This is a genomic window from Klebsiella sp. CSG-1 (assembly GCF_056521145.1).
Genome location: NZ_JBWNLD010000001.1, coordinates 746,428 through 761,514, shown reverse-complemented (window position 1 = coordinate 761,514; position 15,087 = coordinate 746,428). Strand labels below are relative to the sequence as shown.

The following is a 15,087-nucleotide window of genomic DNA, read 5'->3' as shown; positions in this document are numbered from 1 at the left end:
ATCCGGGCGACCGTTTCGCCAAATCAGGCTTCGTAGTAGTTATAAATTCCCGCCGCCATCACCAGCTGTGACGCAACCTCATGGGCTTTTTCACGCCCGACCAGCAGGTCGATCATCTTGAGCGCAAAATCAATGGATGTTCCTGGCCCCTGGCTGGTGAGCAGGTTGACCCGCGGGTCCCAGACCACGCGCTTGTCCTGCCACTGCTCTTCAGGGATGCGATCCTTAAGGGCCGGAAAACCGGTCATATTGCCGATGGGGAAAAGGTTATGCGGCACCAGTACGGTCGCCGCCGCCGCGCAGATGGCGGCGACAATGCGTCCGGAAAGATGAAACTGGCGGACCGTTTCCACCAGCAGCGGGCTGTCGCGGAAATACTCCGCGCCTTTTATCCCACCGGGAAGGACGATAATGTCATAATCGCCGTCGGCGACCTCTACCAGCGGCGCATCCGCCAGCAGCTTGACGCCCCGCGAGCAGACGATAGTCAGGCCGCCATCGCTGGCGACGCTGGCCGTGGTGACCTGCACGCCGCCGCGGACCAGTAAATCCATTGTGGTGACCGCTTCGGTCTCTTCGCTACCAGGGGCGAGGCAAATCAGTGCCGACGCGCTCATATTCATTCTCCTTACGCTTTACCAGTTCAAACAAACGGGCGTTTTCCGGTACGGCAAGGCCGTGAGCGCGGGCGCGCTTCAGTAGAAAACCGGTGATATAGTCGATTTCCGTACGACGCTGCGCGCGGATATCCTGCAACATCGAAGAGATATTTTCTGCCGTACTTTCAATTACCTGATGGACATAAAATAACAGGTTTTCCGGTGAAGTATGAATACCTTCGCGCTCCATGACCGCAGCGACCTCCCGGCAGATGACCTCAACTTCCTGCGGATAGTCGCGCAAATCGCCGTTGTGGCACTCTTTCAGCGCCGTCAGCGGGTTAATCACGCAGTTAACCGCCAGCTTGCTCCACGTTGCCGGGCGGATATTATTGTGCCAGGCGACGTCCGGCAGGACGCTTTGCAGGGTATCGGCAAGATCGCTGTAATCCTGCGGATAGTCTTTCGCCGGGCCGATATGCGTCGTGCCGTTGGCGACGTGCACAATGACGTTGCCGTCGCGGCGTGCGGCCTGGGTTGTCGAGCCCAGCAGCAGCGGCTGCTGCACGCCTTTCAGTTCATCGACGGTCCCCATCCCGTTATGGATAAGCAGGATCGGCGACGAGGCGGGGAGAGTTTGCGCCAGATTTTTTACCGCGTTGGAGACCTGCCAGGCTTTTAGCGTCACCAGCAACAGGTCGCTGCTGGCGAGAAAGTCAGGATCGTTGGCGGTTAACGACTCATTAAAAATCGTCCCGTCAGTCTCGATCAGATTGACGCTACAAAAGGGTTGTGGGACGCGTAACCAGCCCTGGACATCGTGTCCGTGTTTGCATAACGCGGTTAGCCATAGCTGCCCCAGCGCACCGCATCCGAGTACGGTTACTTTCATTCTTCCTCCTCACCTGCGACTACCCCAGGCATTTATAGCTAAAGTATATACTCGTTGCGCTGCCGGCTGCAGCCCACACCTCGGTGGCCTGGCGTGCATTGAGCATCGGAACATCGGCTATGCTTGCGGGATAACCAGTTGAGTTATGTCGCGTTGCGGGTATTATGCAACGCAAAAGAAACAGAAGGAGAGGAAAAGATGCCATCTTTCGATATTGTCTCTGAAGTCGATCTTCAGGAAGTTCGAAACGCCGTAGAGAATGCGACCCGTGAAGTGGAGTCGCGTTTTGATTTTCGTAACGTTGAAGCGAGCTTCGAACTGAACGAAAAAAACGAGACCATCAAGGTCCTCAGCGAATCTGATTTCCAGATTAACCAGCTGCTGGATATTCTGCGTGCGAAGCTGTTAAAACGCGGCATTGAAGGCAGTTCTATCGAAGTGCCGGACGAGTTCGTACACAGCGGGAAAACCTGGTTTGTCGATGCGAAGCTGAAGCAGGGGATTGAGAGCGCGACGCAGAAAAAAATCGTCAAGCTGATCAAAGACAGCAAGCTGAAGGTGCAGGCGCAAATTCAGGGCGAAGAGATTCGCGTCACCGGTAAAGCGCGCGACGATCTGCAGGCGGTGATGGCGCTGGTGCGCGGTGGCGACCTGGGACAGCCGTTCCAGTTCAAAAACTTCCGCGACTAAGTCGGGGCTGCTGGCGTATCATCTGCAAAGGTCGGCCAATAAAAAAGCGGGGATTTCCCCGCTTTTTTTATACCCCTTTGATGGCCTGCTCAATTTCGAAGCGGTTGGTCACCTTGCTGTCGATTTTGATATACACCGACCGTTCGTCGGGCACCACCAGAACCTGTTTTACCCCATCGGTGCTCTGCAGACGCTCCTGCAGCGCGCTATCGGCCACCACATCTCCGGGAATTTCAACCCGCAGGCTGCTGACGTACGGCGGTTCGCTCATCGTCCCGGCAACCAGCAGCCACAGCATCGCCAGCAGCGCGCCAAGCAAGAATACGGTTTGCGAATCAAAGAAGCCGTCTACCCAGCCTCCCAGCGCGCCGCCAATCGCCACGCCAAGGAACTGGCTGGTCGAATAGATGCCCATCGCGGTACCTTTATAGCCCGCCGGCGACTCTTTACTGATTAAAGAGGGGAGCAGGGCTTCCAGCAGGTTAAAGGCGAGGAAGAACAGCTGAACGCCGGCGACCAGTTCCCAGAAATAGCCGCCTGCGCCCCACAGGACGATTTCGGCCACCAGCAGCAGCGCGACGCAGAACAGGAACACGTGTTTCATCTTGCGCTTCACTTCGGCATAGATGATAAACGGCACCACCGAAACAAACGAAATCAGCATGGTGACCAGGTAAATTTTCCAGTGCTCGGCGGCGGGGAAACCGGCGGCTTCCAGCTGCCCAGGCAGGGCAACAAAGGTGGACATCAGCATGATATGCAGGCACATAATGCCGAAGTTGAGCTTCAGTAGTTTCGGCTCAGCAAGCACTTTGCTAAAGCAGCCTTTGACCATCCCTGATTCACGGTTCAGCACGTGATTATGGCTGTTGGGCACCACCCACAGCGTCAGCAGGATGCCGATCGTCGCGAGGATGGCGATCATCCAGAACAGCGCATGCAGGCCGAGCTGGTGAGTAATAATCGGCCCCAGCACCATGGCGATGGCAAAAGTAACGCCAAAACTGACGCCGATAAAGGCCATCGCCTTCGTACGGTTCTGTTCGCGGGTTAAATCGGAGAGGAGCGCCATGACCGCTGCGGCAATGGCGCCGGAACCCTGCAGCGCGCGCCCAAGAATGATGCCCCAGATGGAGTCGCTGAGCGCGGCGATGACGCTACCGATAACGAAGATTAACAGTCCGCCGACAATCAGCGGTTTACGACCAATACGGTCGGAAAGCAGGCCGAAGGGAATCTGGAATACGGCCTGTGCCAGACCATAGATACCAATAGCCAGGCCAATCAGCGCTTCGCTGGCGCCCTGTAACGCCATGCCATAGGTGGTCAAAACCGGCAGAACCATAAACATGCCGAGCATACGCAGCGAGAATACGGTCCCCAGACCCCAGGTCGCGCGCAGTTCACCTGGCGTCATTTTATTGTCGTTCATTACCACCTCAATCTAAAAACTGCGACTAGTGTAGTGGTGGCAGGCAGAAGCGTAAATAAATGTTTGTTTAACAGATATTACCGCTGTGTTGCATGATGAGGTAAACGCGGGGAAAACAAAGAAACCAGTGGAGAAGGCCCCACTGGTTGATGGCATTTATTGTAAATTAAAGTCAACCCATTGGCTGCCGGCGTCGGCGGATTTCACGCATTGCTCCACCCAGTAGACGCCGTGCAGACCTGCTTCAACGTCCGGGTACCAGAAGCTCTCCAGAAACGCGCGATCGCCCCGATCCATCGCATCGATGGCTATCGCATAGCGCCGGTAGAGGTTTGCCCACGCTTCAAACAGTCCCTCCGGGTGGCCGCCGCCGATACGATCGTCTGCCAGGGCCGCGGCGCTGAGATAGGGCATGCCGCGCTCAAGTACCCGCGCCGGCTCACCTTGTATCTCGTAGCTGAGCTGGTTAGGATGCTCATCCCACCACTCGATGCTGGCTTTCTCACCAACGATCCGCACCTTCTGCGAGTGCATGGCGCCGCTATTGACCGCGCTGGTCCACATTGAGCCCACGGCGCCGTTATCGTATTCCATCAGCACAAACGCGTTATCTTCCAGCGGTGCGCGCGATGCAACGAAACTCTGGCGGGAACACATCAGACGGCGAATGTTGAGGTGCGGCGCCATCGTTTCGGCCACAAAGAGCGGATGCGTTGCCAGGTCGCCCAGCACGTAGCTTGGCCCGGCATACTTCGGCGTAACGCGCCAGCGGGTTGACTCCGCCTGCAGCTCGACGGCTTCATTATGAAAACCGTGGGCAAACTGCATATTGATAATTCGAATCTGTCCGAGCAGCCCGTCGGCAATCATCTGGCGCGCCTGCTGAATCATCTGATACCCGGCATAGCCGTAGGTGACGCCGACGATTTTATTATGCTTGATGCTCAGCTCCCGCAGCTCCTGGGCTTCCGCGGCGGTAAAGCAAAGTGGTTTTTCGCAGATAACGTGCAGTCCGGCTTCCAGCGCCGCTTTGGTAATGGCGAAGTGGGTATTGTTCGGCGTGGTTACCGACACCACTTCAATACCGTCAGGGCGCAGCGCCTCTTCGCGGAACAGCGTTTGATAATCGGCATAGCAGCGCCCCGGCGCGATCCCGAGCTGTTCACCAAACTGACGTCCGCGTTCGGCATCAATATCAAAAGCGCCGGCCAGCAAGGTAAAGACATTGTCACGCAGCGCGGCTGAGCGGTGGCTGTAGCCGATCTGGCTGGTGGATCCGCCGCCGACCATTCCCCAGCGCAGGGAGCGAGACAGGGGTTTCATGCCGTTTAACATGGTGTTCTCCTTGATACAAAGTACGGATGTCTGATGAAAATCGCTCCCTGCTCCAGGAAGCGGGACAGGACCCTGGCGCCACGCCTGACGATGAAACTGTCGCCTGAGGAGTGACAAGGTAAATTTAAAAAATGTTTATTTCATTTTCTATATTATATGAAATTAAATTTTTATTTATGAGAGAGGGATCGAAAAATTATCAAGATTATTCTCACCGTCGAGTGTGCCTCTGAAAAGTGACGATTTGGCTAAAAAGCGTATTAAATGAGATGATTAACCCTATTTTTATTGGTGTTTCTGGCCAGGGATGTGTGATAGTGCGGGTGAAACCGCTGAGCTAACGAGCGATGTAATTTCATTTTGTGTTTAAATGAAACTTATTTTTCTTTTTCTTCCGTAGTAAAGATAGCAGGAAAGTCGGCGCAATGCGGTATTACGCCGACATCTGTTTATGCGGATCCGGTCGTCTGGCCTGCCGCCCGCTGAATGGCGGCAACGATCTCCAGTGAGCGCAGCGCATCGGCAGCATCGATCAGCGGTTTCTCCTCGCCCGTGATGACCTGCAAAAAGTGGTCAAGCTGCAGCATGAAGGGATCGATAGCCTCGACGTGAAGCCTGTCACTCAGCAGCGGGTGGAGCCAGCCGCGCGCTTCGCCATAGCGCCACCGCTGCATCTGCGGGATCGCCAGCGCGCCGCCGGTACCGGAAATCAGATAGCAGTTTTCCGGCGCATGGGCGTAGATCGCATTTTCTCCTGAGTTCATCTCCCAGCTCCACGGGCCTACGCCGCAATCGGTGAGTACCGCGCTACCTAATGCCCCGCTGGCGAACCGCAGGTTTACCACCGCGCTGTCTTCATTGGCGAAGCGGCGTACGGCATGGGAGGTAAAGGCCTGCACCTGGTCGATTTCGCCAAACAGATAGCGCATCAGGTCAATATCATGGACCAGATTGACCAGCAGCGGTCCCGCGCCGGGCTCGCGTCGCCAGGCAATGTCAAAATACTCATCCGGCTTTTGCAGTACCCAGTGCGCGGAGACGGTGACGATTTGCCCGAGTTCGCCGCTATCGATCGCTGTCTTCGCCGCGGCGATCAGCGCGTTATGCCGCCGGTGGTGCCCTACCAGCACCGCAACCTGATGGCGAGCAGCGGCATCGACCAGTTCCCGGGCGCGTTGCGGCGAGTCGGCGACGGGCTTTTCGACCAGCACTGGGATCCCGCGTTCGATGCAGGCCAGAGCACAGGGCAGGTGCAGAATATTGGGCGTGGCGTTAATCACCCCCTGCGGTTGGACCGCGTCCAGCAGGGCTTCAACGCTGTCATACCCTGGGATATCCAGCGATTGCGCCAGCGCCTGCGCCTGGGGTGAAGGATCGGCCAGCGCGACCAGCTCAACCCGTGGGTTAGCGCGAATTACCGCAATATGTTTGCGTCCGATGGCGCCCGCGCCAATGACGGCAAGACGTATTTTGCTCACGACAGACTCCTCAGCGTGGGGGAAGGGGAAGGGGAGGACGTTTCGGCATCGCTGGCAAACAGCCCCTTCACCACCAGACCGACGACGGTTAATGCCGCCGGGATCCCAAGGATTAAAAAGACGTTTTCGAAGCTGAGATTCAGCGCCATCATTTCCGCGCCGGCAAAGGCGCTGAGGATGGCGCCCATTCGGCCGACGCCGTGCATCCAGCTGGAGCCGGTCGCGCGCGCCTGGGTCGGATAATAGCGGGCGGAGAGCGCATTCATGCCGGTATTCGCGCCGTTCAGGCAAGCGCCGCTGACGAAGGCCAGCAGGCACAACAGCGCAAAACTGGCGGCGGCATAGCCCATGGCCATCGTAAACAGGCCGCCGATGGCATAAATCAGCCCCAACGCCCGATGGGGATTGATGCGATCCATTAGCCAGCCAGCGAACAGAGAGCCTACGGTGCCGCCGGCCTGATAAATCGCCGTCATCACCGCCGCCTGACTGACGGTCAGCCCAACCTCTTTGACCAGCGTCGGCAGCCAGCTGCCGAGGATATAAACCAGAAACAGGCCCATAAAATAGACCAGCCATAACATCAGCGAGCCGAGGCGGTAGTGGCGCGAGAGGACAAGGCGCATGGCGTTGGCGTTGACGGGCTGCGCCGGGAGCGTGAATTCAGCGTTATCCGCGATTTGCCCCGGATAGAGGCGTTGTAATATCGCCCGGATACGTGTCGCCGGCGCGCGTTTAACCACCAGAAAGCGCACCGACTCCGGCAGCAGCCAGATAAGTAACGGCGCGAACAGCAGCGGAAGAATCCCGCCGAGCGCCATCAGCGAATGCCAGCCAAAACGCGGGATTAGCCACGAGGCAGAAAAGCCGCCTGCCGCGGCGCCAAAGGTAAAGCCGCAAAAAATCACCGTAATCAGAAATGAGCGCTGGCGCTCGGGGGCATACTCCGATACCAGCGTGCCGATATTGGGCATCGCCGCACCGAGCCCCAGTCCGGTCATAAAACGGAAAAAAATCATCTGTTCGATGTTCTGCGAGAAGGCGGTGACGATGGTCCAGAAGCCAAAGAAAAAGACGCTGTTGACGATGATTTTCTTTCGCCCCAGCCAGTCGGCTAGCGGCCCCGAGAGGATCGCCCCCAGCGCTAGGCCAATCAGCGCCGCGCTGATGACGAAGCCGAGCTCGTAGTTGGTTACCCCCCATTCATGCTTCAGCGTCGGGGCGATAAACCCCATAATCGCAATATCAAAACCGTCGAGGGCAATCACGCAAAAGCCTAAGAAAACCACCAGTTTCTGGAAACGGCTAAGCGGATTACCGTTGATTAACTCTCTGACATCCAGGCGTTGGGTCTGAGTCATAGGGTTTTCCTTATGCGCAGGGGCGCAGGTAAGACTGCGCGGCATTGAACAGCAGCTGCGCGCGGTTGAGGGCGGGCAGAGCGCCCTGGGCGCCGCTTAACGGGACTTCCAGCGATACCGGCAGCGTTGTCGGCAGCGCGGACATCAGACCATGCAGATCCAGCCCGCCTTCGCCCGGTACCTTCCGCGCGGCGCGGGCCTGGTGGATCAGTTCCTGTTCGTTATCGGGAATCTGCGCCGGGGCGTCGCACAGCTGCATATAGTTGAGGCACGCTGGCGGCAGGTCGGCGAGGCTGGAGAGCGACTCTCCCGCGCGCCAGAAGTGGATGGCGTCGATCAGAATCCCGATGTCCGCCCGCCCGCTGGCGGAAATCAGCCGCCTGGCGTCAGCGATAGTGCGTAGCTGGGTCCACGGCATCGGCTCCAGATTCAGGGTTAAGCCATACCCCCGGCCGGCTTCGGCGAGCGCGGCAAGATTTTCAGCGCTGCGGGTCAGGTGGTTATCGTTGCCGGCCACCAGCACCTGACGGGCGCCCAGGCGCGCGGCGGTTTCCAGAAAGCTTTCCAGGCGGGCATTAAGCGAAAAGTCGCTCGTCAGACGGACGATTTCGACATCTGATACGCGAATACCGGTCTCCATCAGCGCAGAGAGGGTTGCGCGAACGGTCGCGGTATCGCCGAGCATATCGTAATCAGGATCGGTCGGCGTGGCAGGGAGCAGACGCAGGCCGACATGAGTAAAGCCGGTTTGTGCCGCGATCCGCACCTGTTCCGGTGGCGGAACGTCGAGCACGGTGAGCGCGGCGAGGGACAGGGTTCGCATGTTCATAAAAGACTCCGGTACAGTTGCAGGTGATTGTTGTTATGTGTACTGCCGTCCCTGGTAAGATGTCGGTTACGATGCTGTTTTTGTTATATTGGCGGCCAGTGTTTTTCCCACCAGATAGCCAAAGGTCATGGCCGGACCGAGCGTAATACCGCCGCTGGGGTAGTACCCCTGCATCACGCTCGACATATCATTGCCAATGGCGTAGAGGCCAGCGATCGGCTGCTGGCGCGCATCCAGCACTCGCGCCTGTTCATCGGTTTTCAGTCCGCTAAAAGAGCCCAGCGACCCCGGTAAAATACGCACCGCATAAAAGGGCGCGTGGCGCAGCGGGCCCAGCGTTGGGTGATGAGGATGCCTGGTATCCCCCTGAGCCCGGTTATAGGCCGAGACGCCGCGCTGAAATTCCGGGTCCTCTCCTTGCGCGGCGTAGTCGTTAAAACGGGCCACCGTCTCCGCCAGCTGCTTGCCATCGATGGCACACTGTTCCGCCAGCGCCTCCAGCGTGGGGGCCGAGCGGAGATAGCCCGTGCGCAGCCATGCCGCGGGTGAAAACGGAAAGGGGCGGGCGTGGCCCAGGCCATAGCGGCGCAGCGTCCGGCTATCGGCCAGCAGCCACGCTGCCGGCTGCTCTCCCGCAGGCGTTGCGGCCAGCAGCGCGGCAATAAAGTCGTGGTAGGAGTCGGCTTCATTAGTAAAACGCTTTCCGTTGGGCAATACGGCGATAAACCCCGGCTTCGCGCGTTCAACCAGGTGCGGGAAGGCCAGCTGCAGGCCGCTCGCGAGGGTGACGCGGGAGACCGGCGCCCAGGCCATGGCGTGTTTGAGCGAGGCGTCGAACTGACCGCCGACCGATTCCCCGAGCCGGATCCCGTCCCCCTGATTACCCGGCGGCGCGGCGGAGAAGTGGCCATAGCCGTCCGCTGCGTGGGGAACCTGCTGCGCCAGGCGTTGGCGATCGTGTGGAAAGCCGCCGCAGGCGAGGATTACGGCGCCGGCATGAACCTCAATATCGCCATCATCGCTGCGCAGTATCGCGCCGCTGACCCCACTCGATGATGTCAGCAGGCGAGCAACAGGGGCATTCAATTGAATACTGACGCCAGCGTCGAGCGCCGAACGCAGCAGGCGGCCCATCAACGCGTTACCGTTAACCAGATACTGCCCGCGGCCTGCTCGCAGTCGTTGCCAGCCGTGGCGCAGCAGACGCCGGGCGGCATACAACGCCGATCGCGGGGAGCGGGTAGCGTTAAAAAAGTGCGCCATGTCGCTACCGCCGGCGATGCCCATGCCGGCCAGGCTGATGGTTTCCAGCGGCGGGCGCAGACGATGTAACCAGTCGCCAAGCAAGCGTCCGTCAAACGGTTGTGCCGTCACCGAACGTCCCCCCTGGGCATAGCCCGGCGACATATGAAAATCCGGCATCTTACTGCCGGAGAGAAATTGCACCGCCGTATGGCGGCGGAAGAAGTCGATCATCTCCGGGCCCTGCTGCAGGAAGGTGAGCAGGCGGGCATCGGCGGGCTGGCCGCCCATTTCGTGCCGCAGATAGGTTAGCGGCGCGTCCTCTTGCTCCTGAATGCCCTCTTCGCAGGCGAGCGGATTGCGCGGTATCCACAGCCAGCCGCCTGACCAGGCGCTGGTGCCGCCGATGACCGGCTCTTTCTCGGCCAGCAGGACGCTGGCGCCCTTGAGGGCGGCGGTCACCGCGGCGGAAAGCCCCGCCGCGCCGGAACCGACGACCAGCACATCCACCTTTTTATGCCCGCTCATCTCCGTCCCCTTATTGCAGTGGTGAAAAATCAACAGGACGCAGCAGGACCGACTCCAGCCGCTCAACGGCCGCCAGTTCGCGGTTTTTACGCGAGAAGGTCAGCCAGCGTTGGTCTTGCGCCATGCGCGCCCGACGTACCAGGCGATCGTCGAGGCTTTCGTAAGCCCAGATATGCACCACCTGATTCACCACGCCGATTTCGGTGAAGAAAAAGCCGATCAGCTTACCGAGATGCTCGGTCTGGACGGCGTAAGCATCGCTTTTGTACAGCGCCAGCCAGTCGGCCATTTTCAGCGGATTAATGGTGTAGGTGCGTTTTTCATAGATCATGGTGTTTCTCCTGTTGATGGGGTCGGTTGTTGTGCCATATGGCGGGCAGAGAGATAGCCGAAGGTCAGCGCCGGGCCGAGCGTAATGCCGGGACCGGGGTAGGTGCCCGCCATCATGGAATCCATATCGTTACCAACGGCATAAAGGCCTCTGATCGGCTGACGTTGTTGATTAAGGACCTGGGCGTTTTCGCTGGTGACCAGGCCGCGCGACGTGCCTAAATCACCGGTGTAGAGGGTGATGGCATAAAACGGCGCCTTCAGCAGCGGGGCATTGCAGGCGTTCGGTTGATGGCGCGGATCGCCCATCGCGCGGTTATAGCTGTTGCCGCCTTTGGCGAATTGCGGATCTTCTCCCTGCGCGGCGTCGCGGTTGTAGCGGGCCACCGTCCCGGCGAGCGCTTGTGCGTCAAGCCCTAGCTGTTGAGCAAGCCGGGCGAGGGAGTCCGCTTTGTGCAGGTAGCCGGCCTCGATCAGCGCATCGTTGTTCACCGGCGCGGGCCGCGCAAGACCGAGGCCGTAGCGTTTCATCGCCAGGGCATCGCAGATCAGAAAACAGGGGGCGTTTTCGGACTGGCTTTGCATGGCGCTGGCGAAGTGGTGGTAAGAGTTTGATTCGTTGACGAAACGTTCCGCCTTTTGGTTCACGGCGATAACGCCCGGCTTGGCCCGGTCGGTGACCAGGTGCGGGAAGCGTTCTTCGCGCCCGTCGGCGTGGCGTAGTACTGAGACCGGCGCCCAGAAAAAATTGGACGACAGGTCGGCTCCTTCACAGGCGTTGAGTGCGCTGGCAAGACGGAATGCGGCGCCATCATTGCCGGCCGGCGACATGGAGTAATGCTCGCGGGTATGCGGCCGGTAGCGTGCCGCCAGCTCTCCTGCGGCAAAGCCGCCGGCGGCCAGCACGACGCCGCAGCGCGCCTGTAAGGTCTCTTGTTGGCCATCACATTCAATATTGACGCCGGTGACCGCGCCCTGGTGCTCAACCAGAGAAAGGACGTTGACGTTCAGCCGGAGCGTCATGCCTTTGCGCAGCGCTACGGTGGCCATGCGGGCAATTAAGGCGTTGCCCATCGCCAGCCGGGTGCCGCGCGGGTGACTGATGCGGTCGCGCGCGTAGCTCAGCAGCAGCTTCGCGCAGTGCGATAACGAGCGCAGCGAGCGGCGCATCTCCAGAAAATGCTGGATATCCACGCGGTTGACCATCATGCCGCCAAATAACAGCATCCCCGGCGGGGGAGAGCGCAGGTCGCGAAAGCGGTCGCCGAGCTGGCGTCCGTCGTACTCCACGACCTCCAGCGCGCGTCCGCAATCAACGGCGCCCGGCTCATCAGGATAATAGTCCGGTGACAGGGGGCGCAGACTGTACTTCACCGCGCCCTCTTTTTCGAGGAACGCCAGCGCTTCGCGCCCGGAAGCGACAAACGCATCGACAATGTCCGGACGATAGTTCTGTTCACCGATGATCGTTTTCAGGTAGGTTTTGATCGCGTCCGCCGCGCCGCTTTTTCCCTGCGCACGCGCCTGATCGGTATCGTTGATCCATACCGCTCCGCCGGAAATCGCCGAGGTGCCGCCAAACTGCGGCGCTTTTTCCAGCATCAGCACCGACAGCCCTTTGCAACAGGCCGTGACCGCGGCGGCGAACCCGCCGGCGCCGCTGCCGATGACAATCACATCCCAGCTTTTCATGCCGCGGCCCCCTGTTCCTGGGGGATGGCTCCGATGAATTGCCCCATGAGTTTCATCTGCGCCAGCGCCATTTCGGGGCCGGTTTGTACTACGCAGCCGCGCGCCTGCGCGAAAGCCAGCAGCGGCGTGAGCGCCGGGGCGGTAACGACATCGGCGACGTGGGTTGCCGCGTCGAGAGTCTCCAGTAAGTGTGGCGGTAGCGGCAGAGGATCGAAATTCGCCATTCCCGCCGGAGAACCGTTTACCAGCAAATGAATGCCACTCAGGGTGTCGGGCAGGGGAGTGAGGATAACCTCAGGGAAATGGGTAGCGAGACGGTTATGCAGCAGCTGTAACGTGGCCGGATTCTGGTCGTGTAGCGCCAGTTGGCGAATGCCGGCTTCACACAGTCCCCAGGCGATGGCGCTGCCGACGCCGCCGCAGCCGGAGAGCAGCGCCGTCTTCCCTTCAGCCTGAAAACCGTGGGCCGCCGCGGCAAGAGAGAAACCGACGCCATCCAGCATATCGCCCTGCAGACGGCCATCCGCCAGTTTGCGAATGACATTCACCGCGTTGAGATGGCGGGCGCGCGGCGTTAATTCGTCAACCAGCGTGGCGGCGCGCTGTTTGTGCGGCACGGTGACCAGTACGCCGCTCATGTTCAGCCATCCGCGTAACGCCAGCAAATAATCCGCCACCGCTTCCGGGGCGATATCGACCGGGATCATCACGCTGTCCATCTGCTGGTCGGCGAAGTAGCGGTTGAAGTTCTCCGGTGATTTAACCTGCGTAATCGGATGGCCGATAACGGCAACGACCTGCGTGAATCCACTGACCATTTCAAACCTCATTTGTTAAATGAATGTTGTGAAAGTATTTCAGCGGAACCTGAGAGCAACAACGCAGAATTCGGACGTATTGGTTGTTAATCGCACCACCACTGCGATAATCGCAGTGAATCGATGGCAATGTTGCAGAAATGTGAGCTGATATGCAAAACACAATACATCCGCGCGATTTGATAGTCGGTCTGCAAAAAGGACTGGCCTTGATCCAGCTTTTCTCCAAAGATTTTCCCCGACTCAGCGTGCCTCAGGCGGCGAAAATGAGCGGCCTGACGCAGAGCGCCGCGCGCCGTTTTCTGCTGACGTTGCTGCACGAGCGCTATGTACAGACCGACGGGCGCTATTACTGGCTGACGCCAAAAGCGCTGCGCCTGGGGCAGGCCTATGTCGATTCGGCACAGTTTCCGCGCATGGTCCGCCCCATCGTTGAGTACCTTGCCAGCCGGACGGAAGAGCATGCGTCGGTCGGGGTGATTGATGAAGATGAACTGGTGTATATCGCGCGCAGCAAACATACGCCGTTTAACTCGACCTCGGTGAGGTTAGGGGAGCGGGTGCCAATATTCTGCACCGCCGGCGGGCGACTCTGGCTGGCTTCGCTGCCGGAAGACGAGTGCGAGGTGATTCTGCGACGTATCAAGCGTGAACAGCGCACGCCGTATACGGTGACGGACGTGGCGATGCTGATGGAAAAAATTGCTCTGGTGCGGCGCCAGGGGTTTGCCACTATCGAGCAGGAGTTTGAAATTGGGATGCTGGTGCTGGCGGTACCTCTGTCTGACAGGGAAGGGATGTACTGGGGCGCGCTGAGCCTGACCTCTCACCAGTCGCGGACGTCGCTGGATGCGTTGTGTCGCGACCATCTGGATCTGCTCTATAGCGCGCAGGCGATGCTGGTGGGGTAATTCCGGGCAATAAAAAACCCCGCCGGAGCGGGGTTTGTCAGAGCGACAATCTTATCTGACGTAGGCCAGCAGATTGTGTGAATCCGGCACCATAAAGTCGACGGACATCATCACCGACAGTGCGGTAATGGCGACGATAGAAAAGACGAACAGCTTACGCGCCCAGACTTTGTCATCCGCCACTTTGTAACCGCGCAGCGCCATCCCCAGCCACCAGACGCTCACCGCGGCGGCAACGACCAGGTATTTATACCCGGCGTAGCCACCCAGTGACAGCATCAGCGTGGCGACAGCAAAGGCCACGATGTACAGCGTAATGTGGTTCTTCGCCACGGAAATGCCTTTCACCACCGGCAGAACCGGAATGTTCGCCGCCTGATAATCCTTGAAGCGGAAAATCGCGATGGCGTAGGAGTGAGGCATCTGCCACAGGCTGAAGATAGCCAGCAGAATCGCCGCGCCGCTATCGAAATTACCGGTCACCGCGCAGTAGCCAATCACCGGCGGCGCAGCGCCGGAGAGAGAACCAATCAGCGTACCGTAGACGGAGTGGCGTTTCATGTACAGGCTGTAGACGCCGACATAAACCACGAACCCCATCACCCCCAGCCAGCAGGCCAGAGGGTTAGCGCCAAACCACAGGAGCATGAAGCCAGCAATACCCAGCAAGGTGGCGTATACCAGCGAAACTTGTGGCGAGATCAGCCCTTTGACCAGCACCCGGTTTTTCGTCCGTTCCATCTTACGATCGATGTCACGGTCGATGTAGTTGTTGAATACACAACCCGAGGCGACCACCAGGGACACCCCAAGGAGCGTCCATGCAAACAGCGGATAGTCGATGTGGCCCTTGGAGGCCAACAGGAAACCGCCGATCACGGAGATCAGGTTGCCAAAAATGATGCCAGGTTTCGTTACTTGCAGGTATTGCTTAAACATACTTGCCGCTC

14 protein-coding genes are annotated in these 15,087 nt (G+C 59.1%); 2 read left to right on the top strand and 12 right to left on the bottom strand.

Features of this window, described 5'->3' with window-relative positions; all coding sequences use genetic code 11:
• Positions 1-23: 23 nt before the first annotated feature.
• Both yajL and panE read right to left on the bottom strand, forming a co-directional pair.
• A complete protein-coding gene (gene yajL, locus AC007G_RS03710; RefSeq protein WP_032696551.1) occupies positions 24-617 on the bottom strand; it encodes a protein deglycase YajL in 594 nt (197 codons plus the stop codon).
• Positions 580-1,491, bottom strand: a complete 912-nt coding sequence (gene panE / locus AC007G_RS03705) for a 2-dehydropantoate 2-reductase (RefSeq protein ID WP_032696550.1) — start codon at positions 1,489-1,491, stop codon at positions 580-582. Before panE ends, yajL begins: the two co-directional genes overlap by 38 nt.
• A gap of 198 nt (positions 1,492-1,689) precedes the next feature.
• Here panE and AC007G_RS03700 point away from each other — a divergent pair, with 198 nt between their 5' ends.
• The gene (locus AC007G_RS03700) at positions 1,690-2,181 is read left to right on the top strand and encodes a YajQ family cyclic di-GMP-binding protein (RefSeq protein WP_004858653.1); all 492 of its coding nucleotides are present in this window, start codon (positions 1,690-1,692) and stop codon (positions 2,179-2,181) included.
• Positions 2,182-2,248: 67 nt separating this feature from the next.
• Here the strand turns inward: AC007G_RS03700 and AC007G_RS03695 are convergent, their stop codons facing one another.
• From AC007G_RS03695 to AC007G_RS03655, 9 genes are all read right to left on the bottom strand, one after another.
• A complete protein-coding gene (locus tag AC007G_RS03695) occupies positions 2,249-3,613 on the bottom strand; it encodes an MFS transporter (protein ID WP_032696549.1) in 1,365 nt (454 codons plus the stop codon).
• A gap of 156 nt (positions 3,614-3,769) precedes the next feature.
• Positions 3,770-4,948 carry a Gfo/Idh/MocA family protein gene (locus tag AC007G_RS03690; RefSeq protein WP_032689252.1) on the bottom strand — a complete coding sequence of 393 codons (1,179 nt, stop codon included), beginning with the start codon at positions 4,946-4,948 and terminating at the stop codon, positions 3,770-3,772.
• A 449-nt stretch (positions 4,949-5,397) separates the two neighbouring features.
• Complete coding sequence (locus AC007G_RS03685; RefSeq protein WP_142630465.1) at positions 5,398-6,426, bottom strand: Gfo/Idh/MocA family protein; 1,029 nt, start codon at positions 6,424-6,426, stop codon at positions 5,398-5,400.
• Positions 6,423-7,787 (bottom strand): MFS transporter, encoded by a 1,365-nt coding sequence (locus tag AC007G_RS03680; protein WP_142630463.1) that lies wholly within the window; start codon positions 7,785-7,787, stop codon positions 6,423-6,425. The genes AC007G_RS03685 and AC007G_RS03680 overlap by 4 nt, the downstream gene beginning before the upstream one ends.
• Positions 7,788-7,797: 10 nt before the next feature.
• Positions 7,798-8,616 carry a sugar phosphate isomerase/epimerase family protein gene (locus AC007G_RS03675; RefSeq protein ID WP_142630461.1) on the bottom strand — a complete coding sequence of 273 codons (819 nt, stop codon included), beginning with the start codon at positions 8,614-8,616 and terminating at the stop codon, positions 7,798-7,800.
• Between the two features lie 66 nt (positions 8,617-8,682).
• A complete protein-coding gene (locus tag AC007G_RS03670; RefSeq protein WP_142630459.1) occupies positions 8,683-10,386 on the bottom strand; it encodes an FAD-dependent oxidoreductase in 1,704 nt (567 codons plus the stop codon).
• 10 nt (positions 10,387-10,396) lie between these two features.
• Positions 10,397-10,717 (bottom strand): NIPSNAP family protein, encoded by a 321-nt coding sequence (locus AC007G_RS03665; RefSeq protein WP_032689247.1) that lies wholly within the window; start codon positions 10,715-10,717, stop codon positions 10,397-10,399.
• A complete protein-coding gene (locus AC007G_RS03660; protein WP_479466544.1) occupies positions 10,714-12,408 on the bottom strand; it encodes an FAD-dependent oxidoreductase in 1,695 nt (564 codons plus the stop codon). The genes AC007G_RS03665 and AC007G_RS03660 overlap by 4 nt, the downstream gene beginning before the upstream one ends.
• On the bottom strand, positions 12,405-13,226 hold the full coding sequence (locus AC007G_RS03655) for a shikimate dehydrogenase family protein (protein ID WP_180888694.1): 822 nt from the start codon (positions 13,224-13,226) through the stop codon (positions 12,405-12,407). Before AC007G_RS03655 ends, AC007G_RS03660 begins: the two co-directional genes overlap by 4 nt.
• A gap of 152 nt (positions 13,227-13,378) precedes the next feature.
• Here AC007G_RS03655 and AC007G_RS03650 point away from each other — a divergent pair, with 152 nt between their 5' ends.
• Positions 13,379-14,137: an IclR family transcriptional regulator domain-containing protein gene (locus AC007G_RS03650; RefSeq protein WP_032696541.1), complete on the top strand. Its 759-nt coding sequence runs from the start codon at positions 13,379-13,381 to the stop codon at positions 14,135-14,137.
• A gap of 51 nt (positions 14,138-14,188) precedes the next feature.
• On the opposite strand, the gene cyoE is transcribed toward AC007G_RS03650, so the two are convergent.
• Complete coding sequence (gene cyoE, locus AC007G_RS03645; protein ID WP_004858694.1) at positions 14,189-15,076, bottom strand: heme o synthase; 888 nt, start codon at positions 15,074-15,076, stop codon at positions 14,189-14,191.
• Positions 15,077-15,087 lie beyond the last annotated feature (11 nt).

Coding starts and splice junctions, on each gene's coding strand:
- AC007G_RS03700 (WP_004858653.1), top strand. CDS start 1,690: ATGCCATCTTTCGATATTGTCTCTGAAGTCGATCTTCAGGAAGTTCGA.
- AC007G_RS03670 (WP_142630459.1), bottom strand. CDS start 10,386: ATGAGCGGGCATAAAAAGGTGGATGTGCTGGTCGTCGGTTCCGGCGCG.
- panE (WP_032696550.1), bottom strand. CDS start 1,491: ATGAAAGTAACCGTACTCGGATGCGGTGCGCTGGGGCAGCTATGGCTA.
- AC007G_RS03655 (WP_180888694.1), bottom strand. CDS start 13,226: ATGGTCAGTGGATTCACGCAGGTCGTTGCCGTTATCGGCCATCCGATT.
- AC007G_RS03680 (WP_142630463.1), bottom strand. CDS start 7,787: ATGACTCAGACCCAACGCCTGGATGTCAGAGAGTTAATCAACGGTAAT.
- AC007G_RS03650 (WP_032696541.1), top strand. CDS start 13,379: ATGCAAAACACAATACATCCGCGCGATTTGATAGTCGGTCTGCAAAAA.
- AC007G_RS03675 (WP_142630461.1), bottom strand. CDS start 8,616: ATGAACATGCGAACCCTGTCCCTCGCCGCGCTCACCGTGCTCGACGTT.
- yajL (WP_032696551.1), bottom strand. CDS start 617: ATGAGCGCGTCGGCACTGATTTGCCTCGCCCCTGGTAGCGAAGAGACC.
- AC007G_RS03690 (WP_032689252.1), bottom strand. CDS start 4,948: ATGTTAAACGGCATGAAACCCCTGTCTCGCTCCCTGCGCTGGGGAATG.
- AC007G_RS03660 (WP_479466544.1), bottom strand. CDS start 12,408: ATGAAAAGCTGGGATGTGATTGTCATCGGCAGCGGCGCCGGCGGGTTC.
- AC007G_RS03665 (WP_032689247.1), bottom strand. CDS start 10,717: ATGATCTATGAAAAACGCACCTACACCATTAATCCGCTGAAAATGGCC.
- cyoE (WP_004858694.1), bottom strand. CDS start 15,076: ATGTTTAAGCAATACCTGCAAGTAACGAAACCTGGCATCATTTTTGGC.
- AC007G_RS03695 (WP_032696549.1), bottom strand. CDS start 3,613: ATGAACGACAATAAAATGACGCCAGGTGAACTGCGCGCGACCTGGGGT.